General features: G+C 76.1%; 14 protein-coding genes. 9 read left to right on the forward strand and 5 right to left on the reverse strand.

The features are described 5' to 3' along the window. Positions 1-310: 310 nt before the first annotated feature. The 7 genes from B5D80_RS20870 to pspM all read left to right on the forward strand — a co-directional run bounded on the left by B5D80_RS20870 (position 311) and on the right by pspM (position 6,833). Positions 311-772: a hypothetical protein gene (locus tag B5D80_RS20870; RefSeq protein WP_088645598.1), complete on the forward strand. Its 462-nt coding sequence runs from the start codon at positions 311-313 to the stop codon at positions 770-772. 44 nt (positions 773-816) lie between these two features. After that, positions 817-2,934, forward strand: a complete 2,118-nt coding sequence (locus B5D80_RS20875) for a sensor histidine kinase (protein ID WP_245854832.1) — start codon at positions 817-819, stop codon at positions 2,932-2,934. Beyond that, on the forward strand, positions 2,931-3,596 hold the full coding sequence (locus tag B5D80_RS20880) for a response regulator (protein ID WP_088645599.1): 666 nt from the start codon (positions 2,931-2,933) through the stop codon (positions 3,594-3,596). Before B5D80_RS20875 ends, B5D80_RS20880 begins: the two co-directional genes overlap by 4 nt. A gap of 178 nt (positions 3,597-3,774) precedes the next feature. Continuing rightward, the gene (locus B5D80_RS20885; protein WP_088645600.1) at positions 3,775-4,350 is read left to right on the forward strand and encodes a CinA family protein; all 576 of its coding nucleotides are present in this window, start codon (positions 3,775-3,777) and stop codon (positions 4,348-4,350) included. Between the two features lie 166 nt (positions 4,351-4,516). Beyond that, entirely contained in the window at positions 4,517-4,960 is a 444-nt protein-coding gene (locus tag B5D80_RS20890) for a helix-turn-helix domain-containing protein (RefSeq protein WP_088645601.1), read from the forward strand. 189 nt (positions 4,961-5,149) lie between these two features. Then, positions 5,150-6,022: a PspA/IM30 family protein gene (locus tag B5D80_RS20895; RefSeq protein ID WP_088645602.1), complete on the forward strand. Its 873-nt coding sequence runs from the start codon at positions 5,150-5,152 to the stop codon at positions 6,020-6,022. Positions 6,023-6,044: 22 nt separating this feature from the next. Then, positions 6,045-6,833 (forward strand): phage shock envelope stress response protein PspM, encoded by a 789-nt coding sequence (gene pspM, locus B5D80_RS20900; protein ID WP_088645603.1) that lies wholly within the window; start codon positions 6,045-6,047, stop codon positions 6,831-6,833. A 58-nt stretch (positions 6,834-6,891) separates the two neighbouring features. Here the strand turns inward: pspM and B5D80_RS20905 are convergent, their stop codons facing one another. Then, positions 6,892-10,497, reverse strand: a complete 3,606-nt coding sequence (locus tag B5D80_RS20905; RefSeq protein ID WP_088645604.1) for a fibronectin type III domain-containing protein — start codon at positions 10,495-10,497, stop codon at positions 6,892-6,894. Positions 10,498-10,649: 152 nt separating this feature from the next. Beyond that, entirely contained in the window at positions 10,650-11,480 is an 831-nt protein-coding gene (locus B5D80_RS20910; protein WP_088645605.1) for a DNA-formamidopyrimidine glycosylase family protein, read from the reverse strand. A 109-nt stretch (positions 11,481-11,589) separates the two neighbouring features. Between B5D80_RS20910 and B5D80_RS20915 the strand changes: the two genes are divergently transcribed. Beyond that, a complete protein-coding gene (locus B5D80_RS20915; RefSeq protein ID WP_088645606.1) occupies positions 11,590-12,873 on the forward strand; it encodes a hypothetical protein in 1,284 nt (427 codons plus the stop codon). A gap of 43 nt (positions 12,874-12,916) precedes the next feature. Here the strand turns inward: B5D80_RS20915 and B5D80_RS20920 are convergent, their stop codons facing one another. Continuing rightward, positions 12,917-13,177 (reverse strand): CPCC family cysteine-rich protein, encoded by a 261-nt coding sequence (locus tag B5D80_RS20920; protein WP_307820989.1) that lies wholly within the window; start codon positions 13,175-13,177, stop codon positions 12,917-12,919. 24 nt (positions 13,178-13,201) lie between these two features. Beyond that, the gene (locus tag B5D80_RS20925; protein WP_088645608.1) at positions 13,202-13,996 is read right to left on the reverse strand and encodes an SAM hydrolase/SAM-dependent halogenase family protein; all 795 of its coding nucleotides are present in this window, start codon (positions 13,994-13,996) and stop codon (positions 13,202-13,204) included. Positions 13,997-14,096: 100 nt separating this feature from the next. On the opposite strand from B5D80_RS20925, the gene B5D80_RS20930 reads away from it, so the two are divergent. Beyond that, positions 14,097-14,642, forward strand: coding sequence for a hypothetical protein (locus tag B5D80_RS20930; protein WP_144081729.1), 546 nt, complete (start codon positions 14,097-14,099; stop codon positions 14,640-14,642). Between the two features lie 66 nt (positions 14,643-14,708). Here B5D80_RS20930 and B5D80_RS20935 read toward each other — a convergent pair whose 3' ends face one another. Continuing rightward, positions 14,709-19,355 (reverse strand): ATP-dependent helicase, encoded by a 4,647-nt coding sequence (locus B5D80_RS20935; RefSeq protein WP_425437225.1) that lies wholly within the window; start codon positions 19,353-19,355, stop codon positions 14,709-14,711. Positions 19,356-19,472: the final 117 nt, after the last annotated feature.

Below are 19,472 nucleotides of genomic sequence, written 5' to 3' on the forward strand. Positions count from 1 at the left end.
GCGGACGGGACCCTTCCCCCGCCCGCCGGGCCGGCCGGGGCCCTTCCCCCGTCGCCGGCCGGGGCCCCTCCCGCGCGTCCGGTCGGGCCCTTACCGGGCTTCCCGGGCCGGGGCTGCCGTCCGATCGGTCCCGCCGGGCCGGGACATCCGACCCGGGTCGGCGGGACAGCCGGCGGGTGACGATGGCTCGACCGTCCACCCCGCCGGCCCGCCCGGCGGTGCCACTGTGGACGGTCGACCACCTACGCTGCGGCGGACGGCTGCCGGGGGACCGGCCCCGCCGTCCGCGTACGGCACCCGAGGAGTGATCATGACCCTGACCGCTGGCGACGACCGACGGATCGTGCTGATCGCGGCCGACGACACGTTCTGCCACGTCTACCAGGACCTGTCCGACCTGCTGTCGACCGCCGACCACGGCGAGAAGCTCGCCGGGGCGGTCGAGTTCTTCGACGTCACCGGCCGACGGCTGCACCCGGTCTTCTCCGCCGACTGGCGGCTGGAGTCCCTCGACGCCGGCGCCGCCCCGGCGCAGCCCGAGGCCGTCCGGCAGCGGTTGACCGCGGTGCTCGCCCACGTGGCGCGGTACGTCCGCAGCCACCCGGACGTGCTCGCCCGCTCCCGGATCACGCTGGAGCAGGCGCTGGCCCAACTGCCCCGGCTGGACGGCCCGGACCTGCCGCACGAGATCGGCACCCTGCCCGACCACCTCGAACACGACACCGGCAACTGGCTGCACAACGCCATGCACGCCGCCGGCTGGGCCGACTGACCCAGCCGCTCCCACCACCGACGACCAACCCCGGAAGGCCTGCCGTGCCGTCGCCCATCGCCGCGCTGTCCCCGTCCCGCCGGGTCCTGGCCGGGGCGGGCCTGCTCGTCGCCGGGCTCGTCCTGGCCGGCCAGTGGTGGTACCCGCAGCCGGCGGCGCTCGGGCCGGCGGCGCTGACCGGCACGATCGCGGTCGCGTTCACCGCGCTCGGCGCGCTGGTGCTCGCCGGGGTGCCCGGTCACCCGGTCGGCCGGCTGATGCTGGCCGCCGGACTCGTCGCCGGGACGGCGGTGCTGGCGTTGAGCTGGCCCGCCGTCACCCCGCTGGCCTGGCTGGGCCAGTGGCTCTGGTGGCCGCCGTACGGGCTGATCTTCCTGGCCCTGCTGGTCTTCCCGGACGGCCGGCTGCCGGGCCCAGGGTTCCGGCCGGTCGCGGTCGGGCTGGTGGTCACCACGGCGGTGGTGGCCGTGGCGCTGGCCGTGGCTGCGACCAGCGACCCCCGGGGCCTGCTGCTGTCCGCGACGACGGCCACCGACCCGACCGCGCGGCTGCTGGTCCGGGTCGCCCTGCTGACCGTCGGGGTGGAGCTGCTGCTGGTGGCCGCCGTGCTGGTGGCGCTCGCCCGACGCTTTCGGCGGGCCGTCGGCGAGGCCCGCCAGCAGCTCGCCTGCCTGCTGGCCGCCGGGGTACTGTTCCTGCTCGGCTTCCTGCTGGACTGGCTCAACCTCTCCGGCGCGTGGGTGCTGATGGTGATCGCGATCCCGGGCGCGATGACGCTGGCGGTGCTCCGCTACCGGCTCTACGGCCTGGAACAGGTGATCAACCGGACCCTGGTCTGGCTGGTGATGAGCCTGCTGGTGATCGCCGCGTTCGTCGGGGTGGTCGCCCTGCTGCGGGACCTCGTGCTGCGCGGGGACACCTCGAACGCCTCACTGGTGGCGACCGGGCTGATCGCGGTGACCTTCGAACCGCTGCGGCGGCGGGTGCAGCGCGGGGTGAACCGGCTGCTCTACGGCGACCGCGACGAGCCGTACGCGGTGCTGGCCCGCCTCGGTGACCTGCTGGAGCGGACGGTCCAGCCGGAGGCGGTGCTGCCGCTGCTGACCGGCACCATCGCCCGCTCGCTCCAGGTGCCGTACGTGGCGGTGGAACTCGGCGGGGAGCCCGACGACGGGCGGCCCGCCCGGGTGCACGCCGCGCACGGCCGGGCCACCACCGGGCTGGAACGCTTCGACATGGTGACCCACGGCGAGCGGGTGGGGCGGCTGGTGGTGGCCCGGCGGGCACCGGGCACCCGGTTCACCCCGGTCGAGCGGCGGCTGCTCAGCGACGTCGCGTTGCACGCCTCGGTGGCCGCCGCGACCGCCCGGCTGATCCGCGACCTGCGCGACTCCCGGGAACGCCTGGTCACCGCCCGGGAGGAGGAGCGCCGCCGGCTGCGCCGGGATCTGCACGACGGGCTCGGCCCGACCCTGGCCGGCATGTCGATGCAGGTACGCGCGGCCCGCAAGCTCGCCGCCGTCGACCAGGCCCGGCTGGCCCGCATCCTCGACGGGCTCGCCGACGACCTGCTCACCTGCACCGGCGAGGTACGCCAACTGGTCGACCAGCTCCGCCCGGCGGCCCTGGACCGGGGGTTGGAGTCGGCGCTGCGGGCCGAGTGCCAGCGCTTCGACGGCCCGACCCTGACCGTGCGGCTGAGCGTTGCGGACCCGCTGCACGGGCTGCCGGCGGCGGTGGAGGTGGCGGCGTACCGGATCGTCGGCGAGGCGCTGGCCAACACGGCCCGGCACGCCGGGGCCACCTGCTGCGACGTGGTGGTGCGCCGGGGTCGGGCGCTGGTCGTGGAGGTGTCCGACGACGGCACCGGCATCGTCGCCCGCCGGCCCGGCGGCGTCGGCCTGGACTCGATCCGGGAGCGGGCCGCCGAGCTGGGCGGCGGCAGCGACATCGTCGACCGCGACCCGCACGGCACCCTGATCCGGGTCCGCCTGCCCCTACCCCCGGCCCCGGCCCCGCCCGCCCCCGCCCCCGCCCCGCCCCAGCCTGCTTCCGGTGATCAAGAGGTTCGCGTCAGAATCCGCCCGGAGGATGACGCGAACCTCTTGATCACCGAAGATCCCCGGGTGGAGGAAGGCGCGGCGGGAGGGGGAGGGCAGTGACGGCGGAGGGGGCCCGTGGCGGGGCGGTGCGGGTGCTGATCGTGGACGACCACCCGGTGGTCCGGCGGGGCCTGCGGACCATGCTGGAGGGCGAGACCTGGGTCGACGGCGTGCTGGAGGCCGCCACCTGCGCCGAGGCGGTCGGCATCGCGTCGACCGAGCCCGTCGGGGTGGTCGCGATGGACGTGGCGCTGCCGGACGGCGACGGCGTGGAGGCGACCCGGCGGATCGTGCAGGGCCGGCCGGAGACCCGGGTGCTGATGGTGACCATGACCGACGACGAGGACGTGGTCGGTCGGGCGTTACGGGCCGGCGCCCGGGGCTACGTGCTCAAGGACACCGACCCGGACGTGATCGTCGACGCGCTGCGGACGGTGGCCGGCGGCGGGCTCGTCCTCGGCCCCCGGGTCGGCCCGCAGATGCTGACCAGCCTGCGCCGCCAGCCGGTCGAGCTGCCGCCCCCGTTCGACCGGCTCACCCCGCGCGAGCGGGACATCCTGCGCCGGTTGGCCGGCGGCGACACCAACGCCCGGATCGCCCGTCACTTCGGGCTCAGCGAGAAGACGGTCCGCAACCAGCTCTCGGCCGTCTTCGCCAAGCTCGGTGTCGCCGACCGGGTCCAGGCCGCCCTGCTCGCCCGGGACGCGGGTCTCACCGGCTGACCCCGCCCCGGCCCGACGGGGCGGCCGGGTCTCGGCACGGGCCCGGAGCCGGGCCGGGCACCGGGGGCGGACCCGGGGATGCCCGCCCGGGACGCCCGCCCCACCGGCGGCGGGAGCGGACACGACGATCGGCCGGGCCGGGATGAGTAGCAGGATGACGTCGGGGAAGGAGGACGGCATGGGGACCGATGCGCAGCACGAGCGACCCGCAGGCAGCCCGGCGGCGGGCGTGGTGCACAGCCTGCACGAACGGCAGCAGACCCTGGCCACCGTCGAGTCCCTGACCGGCGGGCTGCTGGCCGCCGCGATCGTGGAGATCGCCGGGGTGAGCGCCGTCTACCGGGGCGGGCTGGTGACCTACGCCACGGAACTGAAGGCGCGGCTGGCCGACGTACCCGAGGATCTGCTGGCCGAACGCGGGCCGGTCGATCCGGACGTGGCCATCGCCCTGGCCGAGGGGGGCCGGCGGCGCTGCGCCGCCGACTGGGGCGTGGCCACCACCGGGGTGGCCGGTCCCGAGCCGCAGGACGGCAGACCTGTCGGTCTGGTCTATGTCGCGGTGGCCGGGCCGGGCGGCCCGGTGGTCCGCCGGCTCGACCTCGACGGCGGCCGTGACCACATCCGCGCGGCGGCGGTGATCGAGGCGTTACGCCTGCTCGCGACGCGTATCCACAGGGCATTTCCGGAGCCGGGGCCGGGCCCGCGCCCCGGGTTGGCGGCGGGGGTGCCGCCGGCCGGCGCGGGCCGGCGCTGACCGGCGTTGTCCAGATCCGACAGGCGGGGTGGGATGTCGCCGGGCCGACCAACGGGTACGGTTGCGGGAAGGCTCCGGCGTACGGCGTCGGCGGCGGCGCGGTCCACCGCGTCCGGCGCGGGCGACCATCCGCCCGGAGCGTGAAATCCCGTCAGGGGGAGGTGCGATGGTCCTGCTACGCCGGGTGATCGGTGACGCACTTCGGGCGCGCCGCCAGGGTCAGCACCGCACCCTGCGCGAGGTCTCCACCGCCGCCAACGTGAGCCTCGGTTACCTGTCCGAGATCGAACGCGGCCAGAAGGAACCCTCCAGCGAGCTGCTCGCCGCCATCTGCGACGCGCTCGGTGCGCGCCTGTCCGAGTTGCTGCGCGAGGTGAGCGACACCGTGGCGCTGGCCGAGCAGCTGCCGGGCGTGCTCATGCCGGTGCAGGACGAACCGGCCACCGCCGGTCCCGCCGCCGGGGTGCGCAAGGCCACCGGTCGGGGCGTGCGTCAGGTGACCACCGACGGTGCGGTCGCCGTCTCGGTCCGCCAGGACTCCCCCCTCAAGGCCACCCTGCGTAGCGCCCGGGTCCGCCCGAGTGACCGCGACGTGGTCTGCGCCGCCTGACCCCGCCGTTCGTCCCGTGGCCGGGCTGGCCGACGCCGCGTAGTGTTGATCGCAGGCCGCCGGAGCACTCCCCGCGGTACGAACGGCCCTGCTGGCGTCCGCCTGCGACGATGGGGGAGCGCCGTGCCGGCCCGTCCGGTCCCGGGTGTGGCCGGGGCGCAGCGACGCTACTGAGGGGATACCGCGGAGATGGCCAACCCGTTCGTCAAGGGCTGGAAGTACCTGATGGCGCTGTTCGGTGCCAAGATCGACGAGCACGCCGATCCGAAGGTGCAGATCCAGCAGGCCATCGAGGACGCGCAGCGTCAGCACCAGGCGCTGGTGCAGCAGGCGGCGGCGGTGATCGGCAACCAGCGACAGTTGGAGATGAAGCTCTCCCGGCAGATGACCGAGGTCGAGCGGCTCCAGGGTAACGCCCGGCAGGCGCTGGTCCTCGCCGACCGGGCCCGCGCCAAGGGCGACGAGGCCGAGGCCGGCCGCTACGAGCAGTCCGCCCAGGTGCTCGCCACCCAGCTGGTCTCCGCCGAGCAGGCCACCGAGGACCTCAAGACCCTGCACGACCAGTCGCTCGGGGCCGCCGCGCAGGCCCGCCGCGCGGTCGAGAACAACTCCATGATCCTCCAGCAGAAGCTCGCCGAGCGCACCAAGCTGCTCAGTCAGCTCGAACAGGCCAAGATGCAGGAGAGCGTGGCCCGGTCGCTGGAGTCGATGTCGTCGATGGCCGCGCCGGCCAACACCCCCTCGCTGGACGAGGTGCGGGACCGCATCGAGCGTCGCTACGCCAACGCGATGGGCCGCGCCGAGCTGGCCGGCAACTCCGTCGAGGGACGGATGCTGGAGATCCAGAAGTCGACGCTGGACAGCGCCGGGTCGTCCCGGCTGGAGCAGATCCGGGCCAGCATGGCCGGCGACCAGCTCGGCGGTCGGCAGGAGCAGCCGTCGGTGCAGCAGCAGGCCCAGCCGGCCGCCCCGGCGTCCGACCCGGCCGCCGCCGCCCGGCTGGACGAGATCCGGGCCAGCATGAGCCGCGACCGCGGCGTGGGGGACACCACCGCCGGCTGACCGCCGGCACGAGGAGGTACGGGTGGCCGACGAGCGAACGCGACACTTCCGTCGACTGGGCCGGTTGCGGCGCTCCGCCCGCCGGTGGAGCGTCCTGGCCGGTGGGCTCACCGGCGCGGCGGCGGTGCTGACCCCGTACGCCGGGCTGGGGTTGCCCGACGCGGCCTGGGCCGGCGCCGCGGGCAGCGCCGTCGCGCTGGCCGCCTGGCGCTGGATCGACCTGCGGGCGTTCGCGGCCCGCCCGGTGCCCCCCGCCCTCGACCCGGCCGAGGCCGCCGCCCGCTCCCGGGCCCGGCTGGTCGCCGCCGTCGAACGTCTCCCGGTGGGCCCCGGCGTGCTGGCCGAGGCCCGCCGGTTCCGCTCCCGGTTCGCGCTGCGCGGCACCTCCGCCGCCGAGTCGTGGGCCCGGCTGGACCGCGCCGCGCTCACCCTGGCCGGCATCGCGCCCCGGCTGACCGGCCTGGCCGAGCCGGCCGTGCTGGAGGCCGCCGCCGCCGACCGTTCGCTGCGTGACCTGGCCGACCGCACGGCCGGGGTGGAGCGCGCCCTGCGGCTCGCCCCACCCGAGGCCCGGCCCCGGCTCGAAGAGGCCCACCGGGCCCTGCTCGACCAACTGGTCGCCGGGGTGACCGCCTACGAGGGGCTGGTCGCCGCCGCGGCCGGTTACGTCGCCGAGGACGCCCACCCGGAGGTCGTCGCGGACCCGTCCGCCGCCCGCCTGCTGGAGGCGACGGACCTGCTGCACGGCGTCGCCTCCGCCCTGGCCGAGCTGCGTGCCGTGGGCGAGCCCCAGCGCACCCCCACCCGCTGAGCGCCCGCGCGGCGGGCCGGTCCGGCCTGCCGCGCCGGTGCCGCCCGCCCGGGTGACCTCAGTCGGGCGTGTGGACCGGCAGCGGGTCGGTCCACGGTGAGCTGCCGACCACGTTGAACGCGCGGACCCGGTAGTGGTAGGTGACCCCCCGGGCCAGGCCGGTGTTGGTGAAGCTGCGGCCGGTGACGGTGAAGCTGGCCACCTCCCGGTCGAACGCCGGGTCCACCGCGCGCTGCACCACGAACCCGGCCCCCGGCCCGGCCGGGGTGCCCGCCGCCCAGCTCAACGACACCGTCGCCGTGTCCGGCGCGGGGACACCCACCGTCGCGGCGACCCCGGTCGGCAGTTCCGGCACCGGCGGGGTGGTCACCGTCGCCACCGTCGACCACGGTGACGCCGCACCGAGGTAGGTGGTCCGCACCCGGTAGTAGTACGTGGTGTCCGGGGCGACCGCCGGATCGAGGTGGTGGTCGGCCACCGGCACGGCGGTGGTGCCCGGACCGCTGGTGAAGGTCGGATTGGTGGCCCGCTGCACGTCGAGCCCGGTGGCGAAGGAGCGGTTGATCCAGCGCAACGCCACCCGCAGCGGGGCCGCCGGTGGCACCGTCGCGGCCAGCCCGCCCGGCGCGGGCAGGCGCACCGACGCCGGGCTGCTGTTCGACCAGGCCGAGCAGCCGGCCGCGTTCTCGGCCCGGATGCGGTAGTGGTAGGTCACGCCGGGGGTGATGCTGGCGTCGGTGTACCGGGTCGCGGTCGCCGCCACGGTGATGGTGGTCAGGCCGGCGGTGAAGCCGGCGTCGGTGGCCCGCTGGAGCAGGTGCCCGGTGGCCGCCGGCCGGCTGCCGTTGCCCGTCCAGGCCAGCGCGATCGCCGGCAGCGCGGTCGCCGAGCCGGGCACCGGGGTCGCGGTCAGCCCGGTCGGCGCGCGGGGCGACACCCGCAGCACCAGCGGCCGGCTCATGCCCAGGTCCCGCAGCCCGGCCGCGCCGCTCACCCAGCGGAACTCCCAGCCCAGGTTGACCTGTTGGTTGACCACGATCGCCGGCCGGCCGTCGCAGGGGCTGACTCCGGTGGCGTCGAGGCGTACCCCGGCGGGTCGGGTCGGGTCGAGCAGCCGCACGCTGTCGGCGACCTTGAACGGCAGCGGCGGCACCTCGGGCCGCAGCGCCACCACCACGTCCTCGGCCGGGTTGACCCGGACGGTCTGCTTCCAGCCCCGCTCCCCGCCGTCGGGGGCGCGGACCGTGCCGTCCCCGCCGATCCGGTTGACCACCTGCACGTCGCAGCCGTCGAAGCGGACCGGGTGGGTCTGCCGGCCGGTCCCGCTGATCCGCCACACCTGGATGCCGTCGGCCGGGTCGGCCGGACCCACCGTCGGGTCGGCGGCGACGAGGATCTCGGTCGCCGGGTCGGTCGGGCCGAGCGGCAGGGACACCGGGCCGAGCGGGCCGGCACCCGGGTGGGGTACGCCGAGCCGGCCGGCCCGCCGCCCGTACTCCGGCTCGAAGACGGTCCCCACGGTCTTGACCTGGATCGGGAGGGTGACCGGCGCGGTGCCGCCCGGCGGGGTGAAGGTGAGCGAGGTGGCCTGCGCGGAGGCGACCGTCGCCCGCCCGGTGGTGGTGCCGAACGCCCGGTCGTACACGGGGTGCGGCACCACCGGCGGCCGCTGGGCGGCGGCGTACGCGGCGGGCAGCCGCTCGACCAGCCGGTCCAGGTCGTACCGGCGGCCGGGGGTGCCGGCCACCCGGAACTGGAGCACGGTACGGGTGTTCGGGCCGTACCCGGGCAGGGTGCCGGGGCCGCCGCCCTCGGCGCGCTGGTCCCCGGCGGCGGTGTGCCGGTCGTAGCGGGGGTCGAAGCCGGGCAGCGGGGCCGGACAGTCGTTGTAGAGCAGCACCGTCGCGCCGGGCGGCAGGGTGGAGAAGTCGACGATCACGTCGGCCCGTTCGCCGGGGGCGAGCAGCAGCGCGGCCGAGTCCACGTTGAGCACCGTCGGGTCGCGGCGGTCGTAGCGGTAGCCGACCGGCCGGTTGGGCAGCACCACCGGGGCGGGGAGCAGCCCGCACTCGTTGCCGATCTGGATCATGGGTGGGCCGGCGGCGGCCGGGTCGGGCACCCCGCCGTCGCGCCCGTCGGTGGGCCAGTCGGCCGGCCGGCCGGGGGCGCGGACCGCGTCCACCATCGGCACCTCACCGGCGTCGGCGTCGGCGAGGCTCCCGTCGGCCTGCCACATCGGCCCGTCGGAGCGGGCCCGGTAGAGCTGGAGGTTGACCGACCGGTCGGCGCAGCCGTTGACGATCCGGAACCGGTACGCCGTCGGCCGCACCCGCAGGTACGGGTAGGCGACCCCGTTGACCAGCATGGTGTCCCCGTACGCGTCGGGCACGGCGCTGGGGTGCGGCACCCCGGGGGCCTGCGGCGGCTCCTGCGGGGCGGCCACCGGGTCGTGGTGCGGGTTGTCCACCGGGCCGACCCGGGGCCCGTCCCCACCGTCGACGCCGGGCAGCCACGGGCCGTAGTCCCAGCGGCCGGTGGGGTTGCGCCCGCAGTCCCGGTACGGGTCCTGCCGGGGCTGGTAGACGTGCGGGTGCCATAGGTTGCCCCGGGTGCCCCAGCGGTCCCGGTCCCAGGTGGGGTCCTCGGCGGCGAGCTGGGCGTCGTCGGGGACGAAGGTCCGGTCCTGGATCACCAGCGGTACCTGGTCGGCGGGGAGCACCCCGTCGGCGGTCAACTCCTCCTCGACCGGGTCGGTGAGCAGGTAGAGGGCGAACTGACCGGACAGGACGGTCAGCCGCGACAGGCCGAGGGTGTTGTCGTGCAGGCACATCAGCCGGCCGCTCTGCGCGTTCGGGTAGTAGAGCGTGGTCGCCCCCGCCCCGGGCGGCGGCATGTCCGGCACGTGGGTCAGGCCCGGCCCGGTCGGGTACGGGGTGATCTCGCCGGCCGGGGTAACCCACTGCCACGGGTTGCCGGCGCTGATCCACCCGGTGTGCGCGCCGGACAGGTGCGGCACGGCCCGGTTCTGCGGGTAGGGCGCAGGCCCCTCCAGCGGCCCCGCCCCGGCTCCGGGGAGGCTGGTGTCGACCGGCAGGAACAGGTCCCCGGCCGGGCCGGTGGGGAGCTGGTTGATGAACTTGATCCGGACCGGCCGGCCCCGCCGGGCCATGATCAGCGGCCCGAGGTGGTAGGGCCGTTCCGGTGGGGTGACGGTGTTGTGGCCGTTCGGGTCGGTGCCCAGGTTGAGCTGGCGGTAGCCGCGCAGCCGGGTGGTGGGCAGGTCCCGGTGCAGCCGCTGGGTGTACTCGGCCAGCCCGATCTCGTAGTAGTCGCAGCCCGGCCAGCTCACCGTGTCGGGGGTGGCGACCGGCAGGTGTCCGCCCAGCTCGGTGCGGCCCGCCGGGCCGGGCAGCGGCAGCGCGTCGACGAACTTGCGCAGGCCGGTGCCGGTGACCACCCGGCCCTGCGGGTCGCGTACGGGCAGCGGGCTGCCGGCGAAGTTGGGCACCGGGCCGAAGCAGCGCGGCACGGCGGCCGGGTCGAGGGTCGCCGGGGCGGGGTCGGGTTCGCCGGTGCGGGCGGCCGGCACGGTGGGCCGGTCGGGCCGGTGGAGGCGGACGACCCGGGTCGTCCAGTGCGGTCGCAGTCTGCGGAACAGGGTCATGGCTCTCCCCGGGCACGGGGACCCGCCGCCCCCACCCCGGCGTGGTGGGCGGTCGCGTCCGATGGTCACGAACGGTGAGCACTCCACCGCAGCATGCGACGTCGGCGGCCGGATAGGAATTACCCATTCGTCCGTGTCTGCGGGTTGTCCCGTCAGGCGGGAGGTGTTCCCGGGCCGGCCGGCGGTGGGGCCGGCTGACAGGTCGGGCACCAGTAGGTGACCCGTTCGCCCAGGTCCTCCTTGGCGATGGCGGTGCCGCAGCGGCGGCACGGCTGGGCCCGCCGGCCGTAGACGTAGCTGGTCTGGCCCCGGCGCAGCGAACCGGTGGTGCTCTGGGTCCACCGGCCCCGGTTGGCGGCCAGCAGCCGCTGGGCCAGGGCCACCGTGCCGGGCAGGTCGGGCACCGCGCCGACCGGCGTCCACGGCGAGATTCCGCGCAGGAACAGCAGCTCGCACTTGTAGAGGTTGCCCACCCCGGCCAGGTTGCGCTGGTCGAGCAGCGCCTCGCCGATGGTCACCCCGGGGGCGGCGGCCAGCCGGCGGACCGCCTCGGCCGGGTCCCAGTCCGCGCCGAGCAGGTCGGGGCCGAGGTGCCCGAGCAGGCGCTCCTCCCCGGCGGTGGGCAGCAGGGCCAGCTCGTGCAGGTGGTAGCCGACGGCCACCGCCTCCGCGCTGCGCAGCACCGCCCGGATCAGGTGCGCCGGCCGGGCCGTCCAGCGTTCCCCCAGGGCGTACGCCCGCCAGACGCCGTCCATCCGCAGGTGGGAGTGCAGCGTCCAGGCGGTGGTCGACGTGACCGGGGCCGGTGCGGTCAGCCGCAGCAGCAGGTGCTTGCCCCGGCTGGCCGACTCGGTCACCGTCCAGCCGGTCAGGTCGGTGGTGGCCAGCGCGGGCACCCGGAAGTCGCTGCCGGTGAGTCGCGCGCCGGCGAGCGCGCGGTGCAGGACGCGGGCGGTGTTCCAGACGGTGTCTCCCTCGGGCACCCCAGCATTCTCCCTCGTCCGAACAGGATTCGCATGTATCGCTATTTGTACCGTGCTTCCTGTCGATCTACGAAAAAATGCACTATAGGGGGGTCTTGAGGAGAATATTATGGCCTTTGGCCCTTGTCGTCCCCCGTCGTCCCTGTTGGCCGCCCTGCTGACCCTGACCCTGGCCGGTGGTCTCGTGCCGACCGCCGCCACCGCCGCCGCACCCCGTACCCCCGGCCAGAGCACCGGCCACGCCGCCGCCCCAGCCGCACCCGCTGCCGGGGAGCACTGGACCGTCGACCTCGCCGTGGCCGGCGGCGACGACGTCAACGTCCGCTTCGGTGCCGGCCGGCTGCGCCTCGCCGACCCGCACCCGACCCGGCGCACCCGGCCCGCAGCCCTGGGCGCGCCGATCGCCGAGGGGGTGCTGCTCGCCCCCGCGCGTACCCTCGCCGGCCCGGCCAACCGGGTCCGCGTCGACCTCACCGCCGAGGCGGCCACCGGCGCCACCGTCGGCGTCCAGGTGCGCGGCTGGCGGGCCACCGGCTGGACCGAGTGGCGGGAGGCCGGCACCGGGCCGGCCGTCTTCGACCGCCCGGTCACCCGGGTCCAGGCCCGGGTGCTGCTCACCACCCGCGACGCGCACGCCGCCGCATCGGTACGCGCGGTGCGGCTCACCGCCGACAGCACCACCGCCGCCACCCCGGCCCCCACCGCCGCGCGCAGCTACCGGGTGTTCGCCACCCGGGAGGGCGAGGTCGGCGGGGTCACCGCCAACGGGCGCACCATCCAACCCCGGGACCACTTCGTCGCCCTGCCGTCCCGACGCGGACTGTCCCCGATCGACACCGGGGACTACACCGTGCGGGTCTGCACCACCAGCGGCAGCCGCTGCGAGTACGCCCCCGTCTGGGACGTCGGCCCGTGGAACACCCGCGACGACTACTGGAACCCCGCCGCCGTCCGGGAGAACTGGAAGGACCTGCCGCAGGGGCGACCCGAGGCACAGGCCGCCTACCAGTACGGCTACAACGGCGGCAAGGATCAGTTCGGGCGTACCGTGCTCAACCCGGCCGGCATCGACCTCGCCGACGGCACCTTCTGGGACGGCCTGCTGCTCACCGACAACGCCTGGGTCGACGTGACGTACCTGTGGACCGGCGGCGGCCCGCGCGGCGTGATCGGCTCCGGGCCGCTCAACGTCCGCACCGGCCCCGGCACCTCGTACCCGGTGCGGGGGCTCGCCGCCACGCACGCCAACGTGCCCGTCCAGTGTTACGTCACCGGGCAGACGGTCACCGGGACGTACCGGACCACCAACCGGTGGAACCGGCTGGCCGGCGGCCAGTACGTCAGCCACGCGTACGTGTCCACGGTGTACGGCGGCACCGTGTCCCGCTGCTGACCGGTCCGTCCCCCGACCCCGCCGGGCCGGGGGACGGACCGGCTCAGGGCCGCTCGTCCGGGCGGGGCGGGCGGACCATGTCCTGGTAGCGGGGGTGGCTGGCGCCGTACACGGCGAAGTTCAGCCGGGCGTGGGTGAGGCTCAGGTCACCATTGGGACCGCCCCGCACCACGTCGGCATCGGCGTCGCCCTGGCCGTCATCGGTCCAGAAACAGACCGGACAGGTGCCCCCACCCGTCCGGGACGCACAACAGGGACAGCCCACCGGAACCCACACTTCACCCACCGCAGCAGCATTCCACACCGGACGCCTCGCAGGGAGCGCAGCTCACCCTCCGGGGCGTCCCCGCACCGTCACCGTGGCACCCGGGGCGACCCCGAGCAGGTCCACCGCCCGGCCACCGTTGCAGGCCACCGCGACCAGGCCGGCCGAGTCGACGAGCACCACCAGTTCCCCGGCCGGCGCGTCGGCGAACGTCCCGCCCCGCACCGCCGGGTGGCCGTCGACCCGTACCGAGCCGGGCAACGCCGCCAGCAGGTCGGCCCCGGCGGCGAGCTGCACGTTGCCGAAGTGGTCCACGGTGAGCACCTCGGCGGTGAACCCGTCGGACTCCCGACGCAGCACCGGCGCGGGCAGGGTCACCAGGTCGGCCGGATCGACGGGCGGGCCCGCGTCGGCCGGCGGGTCGCCGAGCGCCAGCCGGGCCGCCACCGGGGCGAACACGTCCCGGCCGTGGAAGGTACCCGACACCTCCGCCGCCACCCACCCGGGCGAGGTCAACTCGACCGCCGCGGTGACCCCGCCCAACGCCTGCGCCGCCGCCGGCAGCAGCCCGTTGTCCGGCCCGACCAGCAGCCCGCCCGGTGTCACCAGGGCCACCCCGCGCCGGGCGGTGCCCACCCCCGGGTCCACCACCGCCACGTGCACCCCGTACGGCAGGTACGGCACCGCCTGGGCGAGCACCGCCGCACCCCGCCGGACGTCGCCCGCCGGCACCAGGTGGGTCACGTCGATCACCCGCGCGGCCGGGGCGATCCGGCCGATCACGCCGTGGCAGACGGCGACGAACCCGTCGGTGAGCCCGTAGTCGGTGGTCAGCGAGATCCAGGGGGTCGGGGTCATGCCGGCAGGCTAGTGCCGTGACCGCCCTACCACTGACCGGACACCCCGATCGACCGACCGGCCGGTTCCGGGCGCGCACCCGGTTCGGCAGACTGCCGGGGTGACGAAACGCCTCCGCCTCCTGCCCGTGACCACCATCGTCCTGCTCGCGCTGGCCCTCGCCGGGTGCGGCGACGACCCCGGCGACGAGCGGGACGGCGGGGCGTGGGCCGACGGCCGGTCGAAGGCCCCCGCCACCAGCGAGGCGCCCCCGGCCGGCGGCGCGCCGAAGGCCGCGAAGCCGGGCAGCACCCCCCGGGAGAGCCCCTCCACCCCGCCGTTCGTGCGGCCGACCAAGGAGACCAGCGCCCCCGCCGCCCGCAAGGTGGTCGACGCGTTCAAGGCCGCCGGCCTCAAGGTGCCCGACCCGCGGGACCGCTCCAAGGACTGCGGCCCCAACGGTACGGGTGTCGGCTGCGCCCAACTGATGGTCACCGACGCCGTCGCCGTGTACGTCTTCCCCGACGAGGCGAGCGCCACCAACCAGACCGACGTGTGGGGGGCCAAGGCGTACCGGGCCGGTGCGGTGGTGCTCAACTACCTGGGCACCCGGACCAGCGCCGCCGAGCAGAAGCGCTACAACGACGTCCTGGCGAAGCTCGGCTGACCCCGCCCCGCTCCGGCCGCCGCCGGTCGGGGTGACCCGGCCGGCGACGCGGGGCGGCCCGCCCGGTCAGCCGCGCAGCCGCAGGCCCCGGGGGGTGGCGCGGAAACCGGCGGCGGTGAGTGCGTCGTGCAGCGGCGAGGAGTGCACCGCCCCGCCGTCGGCGCGTTCCACCGACATCGCCCCCAACGCCCCGGAGTGCACCGCGTCGGCGAGCGCCTTGCCGGCGGCGGCCAACGCGTCGGCGTCGTCGGTGAAGGAGAGGATCGTCCGGCCGCCCCGCTCGACGTAGAGGGCCAGCTCGCCGCCGACCAGCACCACCACCGCCCCGGCCTTGCGCCCGGCCCGGTGCCCGCTGCCCGGGGCGGTGCCGTCACCGGAGTCGACGGCCCGCTCCGGCCAGGGCAGCGCCGCGCCGTACGGGTTGGCCGGGTCGGTGGCGGCGAGCACCGTGGTCGGCCCGTTGCCGCGCCCGGAGTCGGCGGGCTCGGCCAGCGCCCGCAACCGGTCCACCGCCCCGGGCACCGCGAACTGTGCCGCGCCCAGCCCCTCCACGAAGTAGCCGCGCCGGGCCGCGCCCCGTTCCTCCAGCGCGGCGAGCACCGGGTAGACGGCGGCGAACCCGCCCACCACCTGCTCGGCCACCACCGCGCCCCGGGTCACCACCCCGTGCCGGTCGAGCAGCAGGTCGGCCAGGGCGGCGGCCCGCCGGGTCGGGTCGGTGTCCCGCTCGGGCAGCCGCGACCAGCGCCCGGCGACCGTGGGCGGACCGCCCCGGCTGGGCAGCGCCACCCGACCCGGGCGGCGGTACCGGGTCCGGGGAGCCGCCGGGCGGGACCGGTGCGCCCCGCCCGCGCCGAGCGCCGCCCGCAGCGGGGCCAGGGTGTCGTTGGTGAGCCGCCCCGCCCAGACCAGATCCCAGATCGCCGCGCTCAGGGCGGCGTCGTCGGTGGAGCCCACCCGGTCGGCGAGCGAACGGAAGAACAGCGCCTGCCCGTCGGCGAGCGCGTCCAGCACGGCGTCGTGCAGCGGGGTGCCGGCGAAACCGTCGTCCGGCGGGGGGAGCAGCAGCGGCGCGACGTCCGCGTACGCCAGGGTGAGCCAGCCGTCGCCGCCGGAGATCGCCCCCGAGCCGGCCCAGACCACCTCCCCACCGGCGCACAGCTCGTCGAGCTGGGCGGGGGAGTAGTCGGCGACCCGGGCGGGCAGCACCAGCCGCTCCCACGCCGACGCCGGCACCGCCGTGCCCTGCAACTGCTCGACGGCGGCGGCCACCGCCTCCACCCCGCGCGCCGACGAGCCGATCTGCTGCCAGCGCGGCAGGAAACCGGCCAGCACCCGGGGCGGCACCGGCTCGATCTCCCGGCGCAGCGCGGCGAGCGACCGGCGGCGCAGCATCCGCAGCACCTCGGCGTCACACCACTGGGTGCCGACGCTGTCCGGGGCGAACTCGCCGGAGACCACCCGCCCGGTCGCGGCGAGCCGGCGCAACGCCTGCTCCACCACGAACACCCCGAGCCCGAACCGGGCGGCACAGGTGGCGGCGGCGAACGGCCCGTGGGTGCGGGCGTACCGGGCGACCAGGTCGCCGAGCGGGTCGGCCACCGGCGTCAGGTACGCCTCGGCCACCCCCACCGGCAGTGCCACCCCGAGCGCGTCGCGCAGCCGGGCCGCGTCCTCGATGCCCACCCAACGGTCCGCACCGGCGATCCGGACCGGCAGCACCCGGCGGGCCGCCGCCAGCTCGGTCAGCCACCCCTGCGGTACGCCCCGCTCGGAAAGCTCCGCCCCGGTCAGGTCACCGACGACCCGCAGCAGCTCGACCACGTCCTCGGCGTCGCGGGGACGACGCTGCTCGGTGCGCCAGCGCAACTGCCGTTCGGTCTCGGCGAGCACCGCCGGATCGAGCAGCTCGCGCAGGTCGACCCGGCCGAGCAGCTCACCGAGCAGCGCCGAGTCCAGCGCCAGCGCGGCGGCCCGGCGCTCGGCCAGCGGGGCGTCCCCCTCGTAGAGGAACGCGCCGACGTAGCCGAAGAGCAGTGACCTGGCGAACGGCGAGGGGCGCTCGCTCTCGACCTCGACCAGGCGGACCTTCCGGCTGGCCAGGTCGCGCATCAGCTCGGCCAGGGCGGGCTGGTCGAAGACGTCCTGCAGGCACTCCCGGGCGGCCTCCAGGGTGACCGGGAAGTCGGCGTACTCGCGGGCCACGTCGAGGAGCTGGGCGGCGCGCTGGCGTTGCTGCCACAGCGGTTGCCGGCGGCGCGGGTCACGCCGGGGCAGCAGCAGCGAGCGGGCGGCGCACTCGCGGAACCGGGCGGCGAACAGCGCGGAGGTGCCCACCGAGTCCTCGACCAGCTGGGCGATCTCGTCGGGCTCGAACACCACCACGTCGGCCCCGGGCGGCTCGTCGGCCGTGTCCGGCAGTCGGACCACGATCCCGTCGTCGGACGGCATGACCTGGGCGTCCACCCCGTAGCGTTCGGCCAGCCGGCGACCGATCGCCAACGCCCACGGGCCGTTGACCCGGGCCCCGAGCACGCTGTGCACGGCGAGCCGCCAGTCGCCCAGCTCGTCGCGGAACCGCTCCACCAGCACGGTGCGGTCGTCGGGCAACGAGCGGGTGGCGGCCTGCTGTTCCCGCAGGTAGGCCATCAGGTTGTCGGCCGCCCAGTCGTCCAGGCCACCGGCGCGCAGCGCGTCGCGGGCGGTGGCGTCGTCCTGGCGCAGCAACGCCCGGACCCGGCTGCCGATGGCCCGGCCCAGCTCGACCGGCCGGCCCAGCTGGTCGCCCTTCCAGAAGGGCATCCGGGCCGCCTGGCCGGGCGCGGGGGAGACCAGCACCCGGTCGGGGGTGATCTCCTCGATCCGCCAGGACGACGAGCCGAGCAGGAAGACGTCGCCGACCCGGGACTCGTAGACCATCTCCTCGTCCAGCTCACCGACCCGGGCGGCGCGTTCCGCCCCGGCCAGGAAGACCCCGAACAGGCCCCGGTCGGGGATGGTGCCGCCGCTGGTGACGGCGAGGCGCTGCGCCCCGGGTCGGCCGGTGAGCAGGTCTGTGGCCCGGTCCCAGACCAGCCGGGGACGCAGCTCGGCGAAGGCGGTCGACGGGTAGCGGCCGGAGAGCATGTCGAGCACCGCGTGCAACGCCGAGTCGGGCAGCTCGGCGAAGGGCGCGGCCCGGCGGACCAGCACCGCCAGGTCGCCGACCGACCAGGGTTCGAGGGCGACCATGGCGACGATCTGCTGGGCGAGCACGTCGAGCGGGTTGCGCGGGTAGTGCAGCTCCTCGATGGCGCCGGCCGTCATCCGTTCGGCGACCACGGTGCAGGAGAGCAGGTCGCCCCGGTGTTTGGGGAAGACCACGCCCCGGGACACCGCGCCCACCTGGTGCCCGGCCCGGCCGACCCGTTGCAGGCCGGCCGCGACGCTCGGTGGGGCCTCGATCTGCACCACCAGGTCGACCGCGCCCATGTCGATGCCCAGCTCCAGGCTGGAGGTGGCGACCACGGCGGGCAGCCGGCCGGACTTGAGCGCCTCCTCGATCTGCTTGCGTTCCTCCCGGGAGACGCTGCCGTGGTGGGCGCGGGCGATCACCGCCTCCGCGCCGGCCGCCGTGCCCGACTGGGCCATCGCCTCGGCCGGCGGGCGGGGTGTCCGCAGCGGTCCCACCGGGCCGCCCCACCGCTGCGCCCCGCCCGGGTCGTCGACCGGGTCGGCCGGCGAACCGGCGGCGGCCTCCCGTTCCTCGGTAGCCAGCTCGTTGAGCCGGGCGCAGAGCCGTTCGGCGCTGCGTCGGGAGTTGGTGAACACGATGGTCGAGCGGTGTGCCCGGATCAGCGCGAAGACCCGTTCCTCGACGGCCGGCCAGATGGACGCCCGGCGCGGGCCGGGGCCGCCGAGGGCGTCCTGCGGCGGCTGCTCGGTCTCGTCGAGCCGGGTCATGTCCTCCACCGGGACCTGGACGCTCACCTCGATCGTCTTGGGGGTGGCCGGCTGGACCACGTCGACCGGGCGGGCGCCGCCGAGGAAGCGGGCGCACGCGTCGATCGGCCGGACGGTGGCGGACAGGCCGATCCGCTGGGCGGGCCGGGCCAGCAGCCCGTCGAGGCGTTCCAGGGAGAGCGCCAGGTGGGCGCCGCGCTTGGTGCCGGCGACGGCGTGCACCTCGTCGAGGATGACCGTCTCGATTCCGCGCAGCGATTCCCGGGCGGCGGAGGTGAGCAGCAGGAACAACGATTCGGGGGTGGTGATGAGGATGTCCGGCGGGGTGCGGGCGAAGGCCCGCCGCTCGTCGGCGGGGGTGTCGCCGGTACGCATGCCGACGGTGATGTCCGGCGGTGCCACGCCGAGCCGGGTGGCCGCCTGCCGGATGCCCGCGAGCGGGGCGCGGAGGTTGCGTTCGACGTCGACCGCGAGCGCTTTGAGCGGGCTGACGTAGAGCACCCGGCAGCGGTGCCGGGCGTCGGGCGGGGGTGGCGCGTCGGCCAGCCGGTCGAGCGACCAGAGGAACGCCGCGAGGGTCTTGCCCGAGCCGGTGGGCGCGACCACCAGGGCGTTGCGGCCGGCGGCGATCGAGCGCCAGGCGCCGGTCTGGGCGGCGGTGGGAGCGGCGAAGGATGCGGTGAACCACTCCCGGGTGGCCGGACCGAACCCGGCCGGCACCGCCGCCCCGGCCGTGTCCTCCCGTCCCGTCGCGTCCTTCCGCCCCGTCACGCCCCCATCCTGCCCCGACGGTGTGACATTCCGCCGGAGCCGCTGACGTTCTGCCCAACTAAGAGAAAATTGCACCCCGTTTGTACTTTTTACGGTTTAAGTCTTACTTAACTGCTT

The sequence above is a fragment of the Micromonospora wenchangensis genome, assembly GCF_002210435.1.
In the GTDB taxonomy this organism is placed as follows: domain Bacteria; phylum Actinomycetota; class Actinomycetes; order Mycobacteriales; family Micromonosporaceae; genus Micromonospora; species Micromonospora wenchangensis.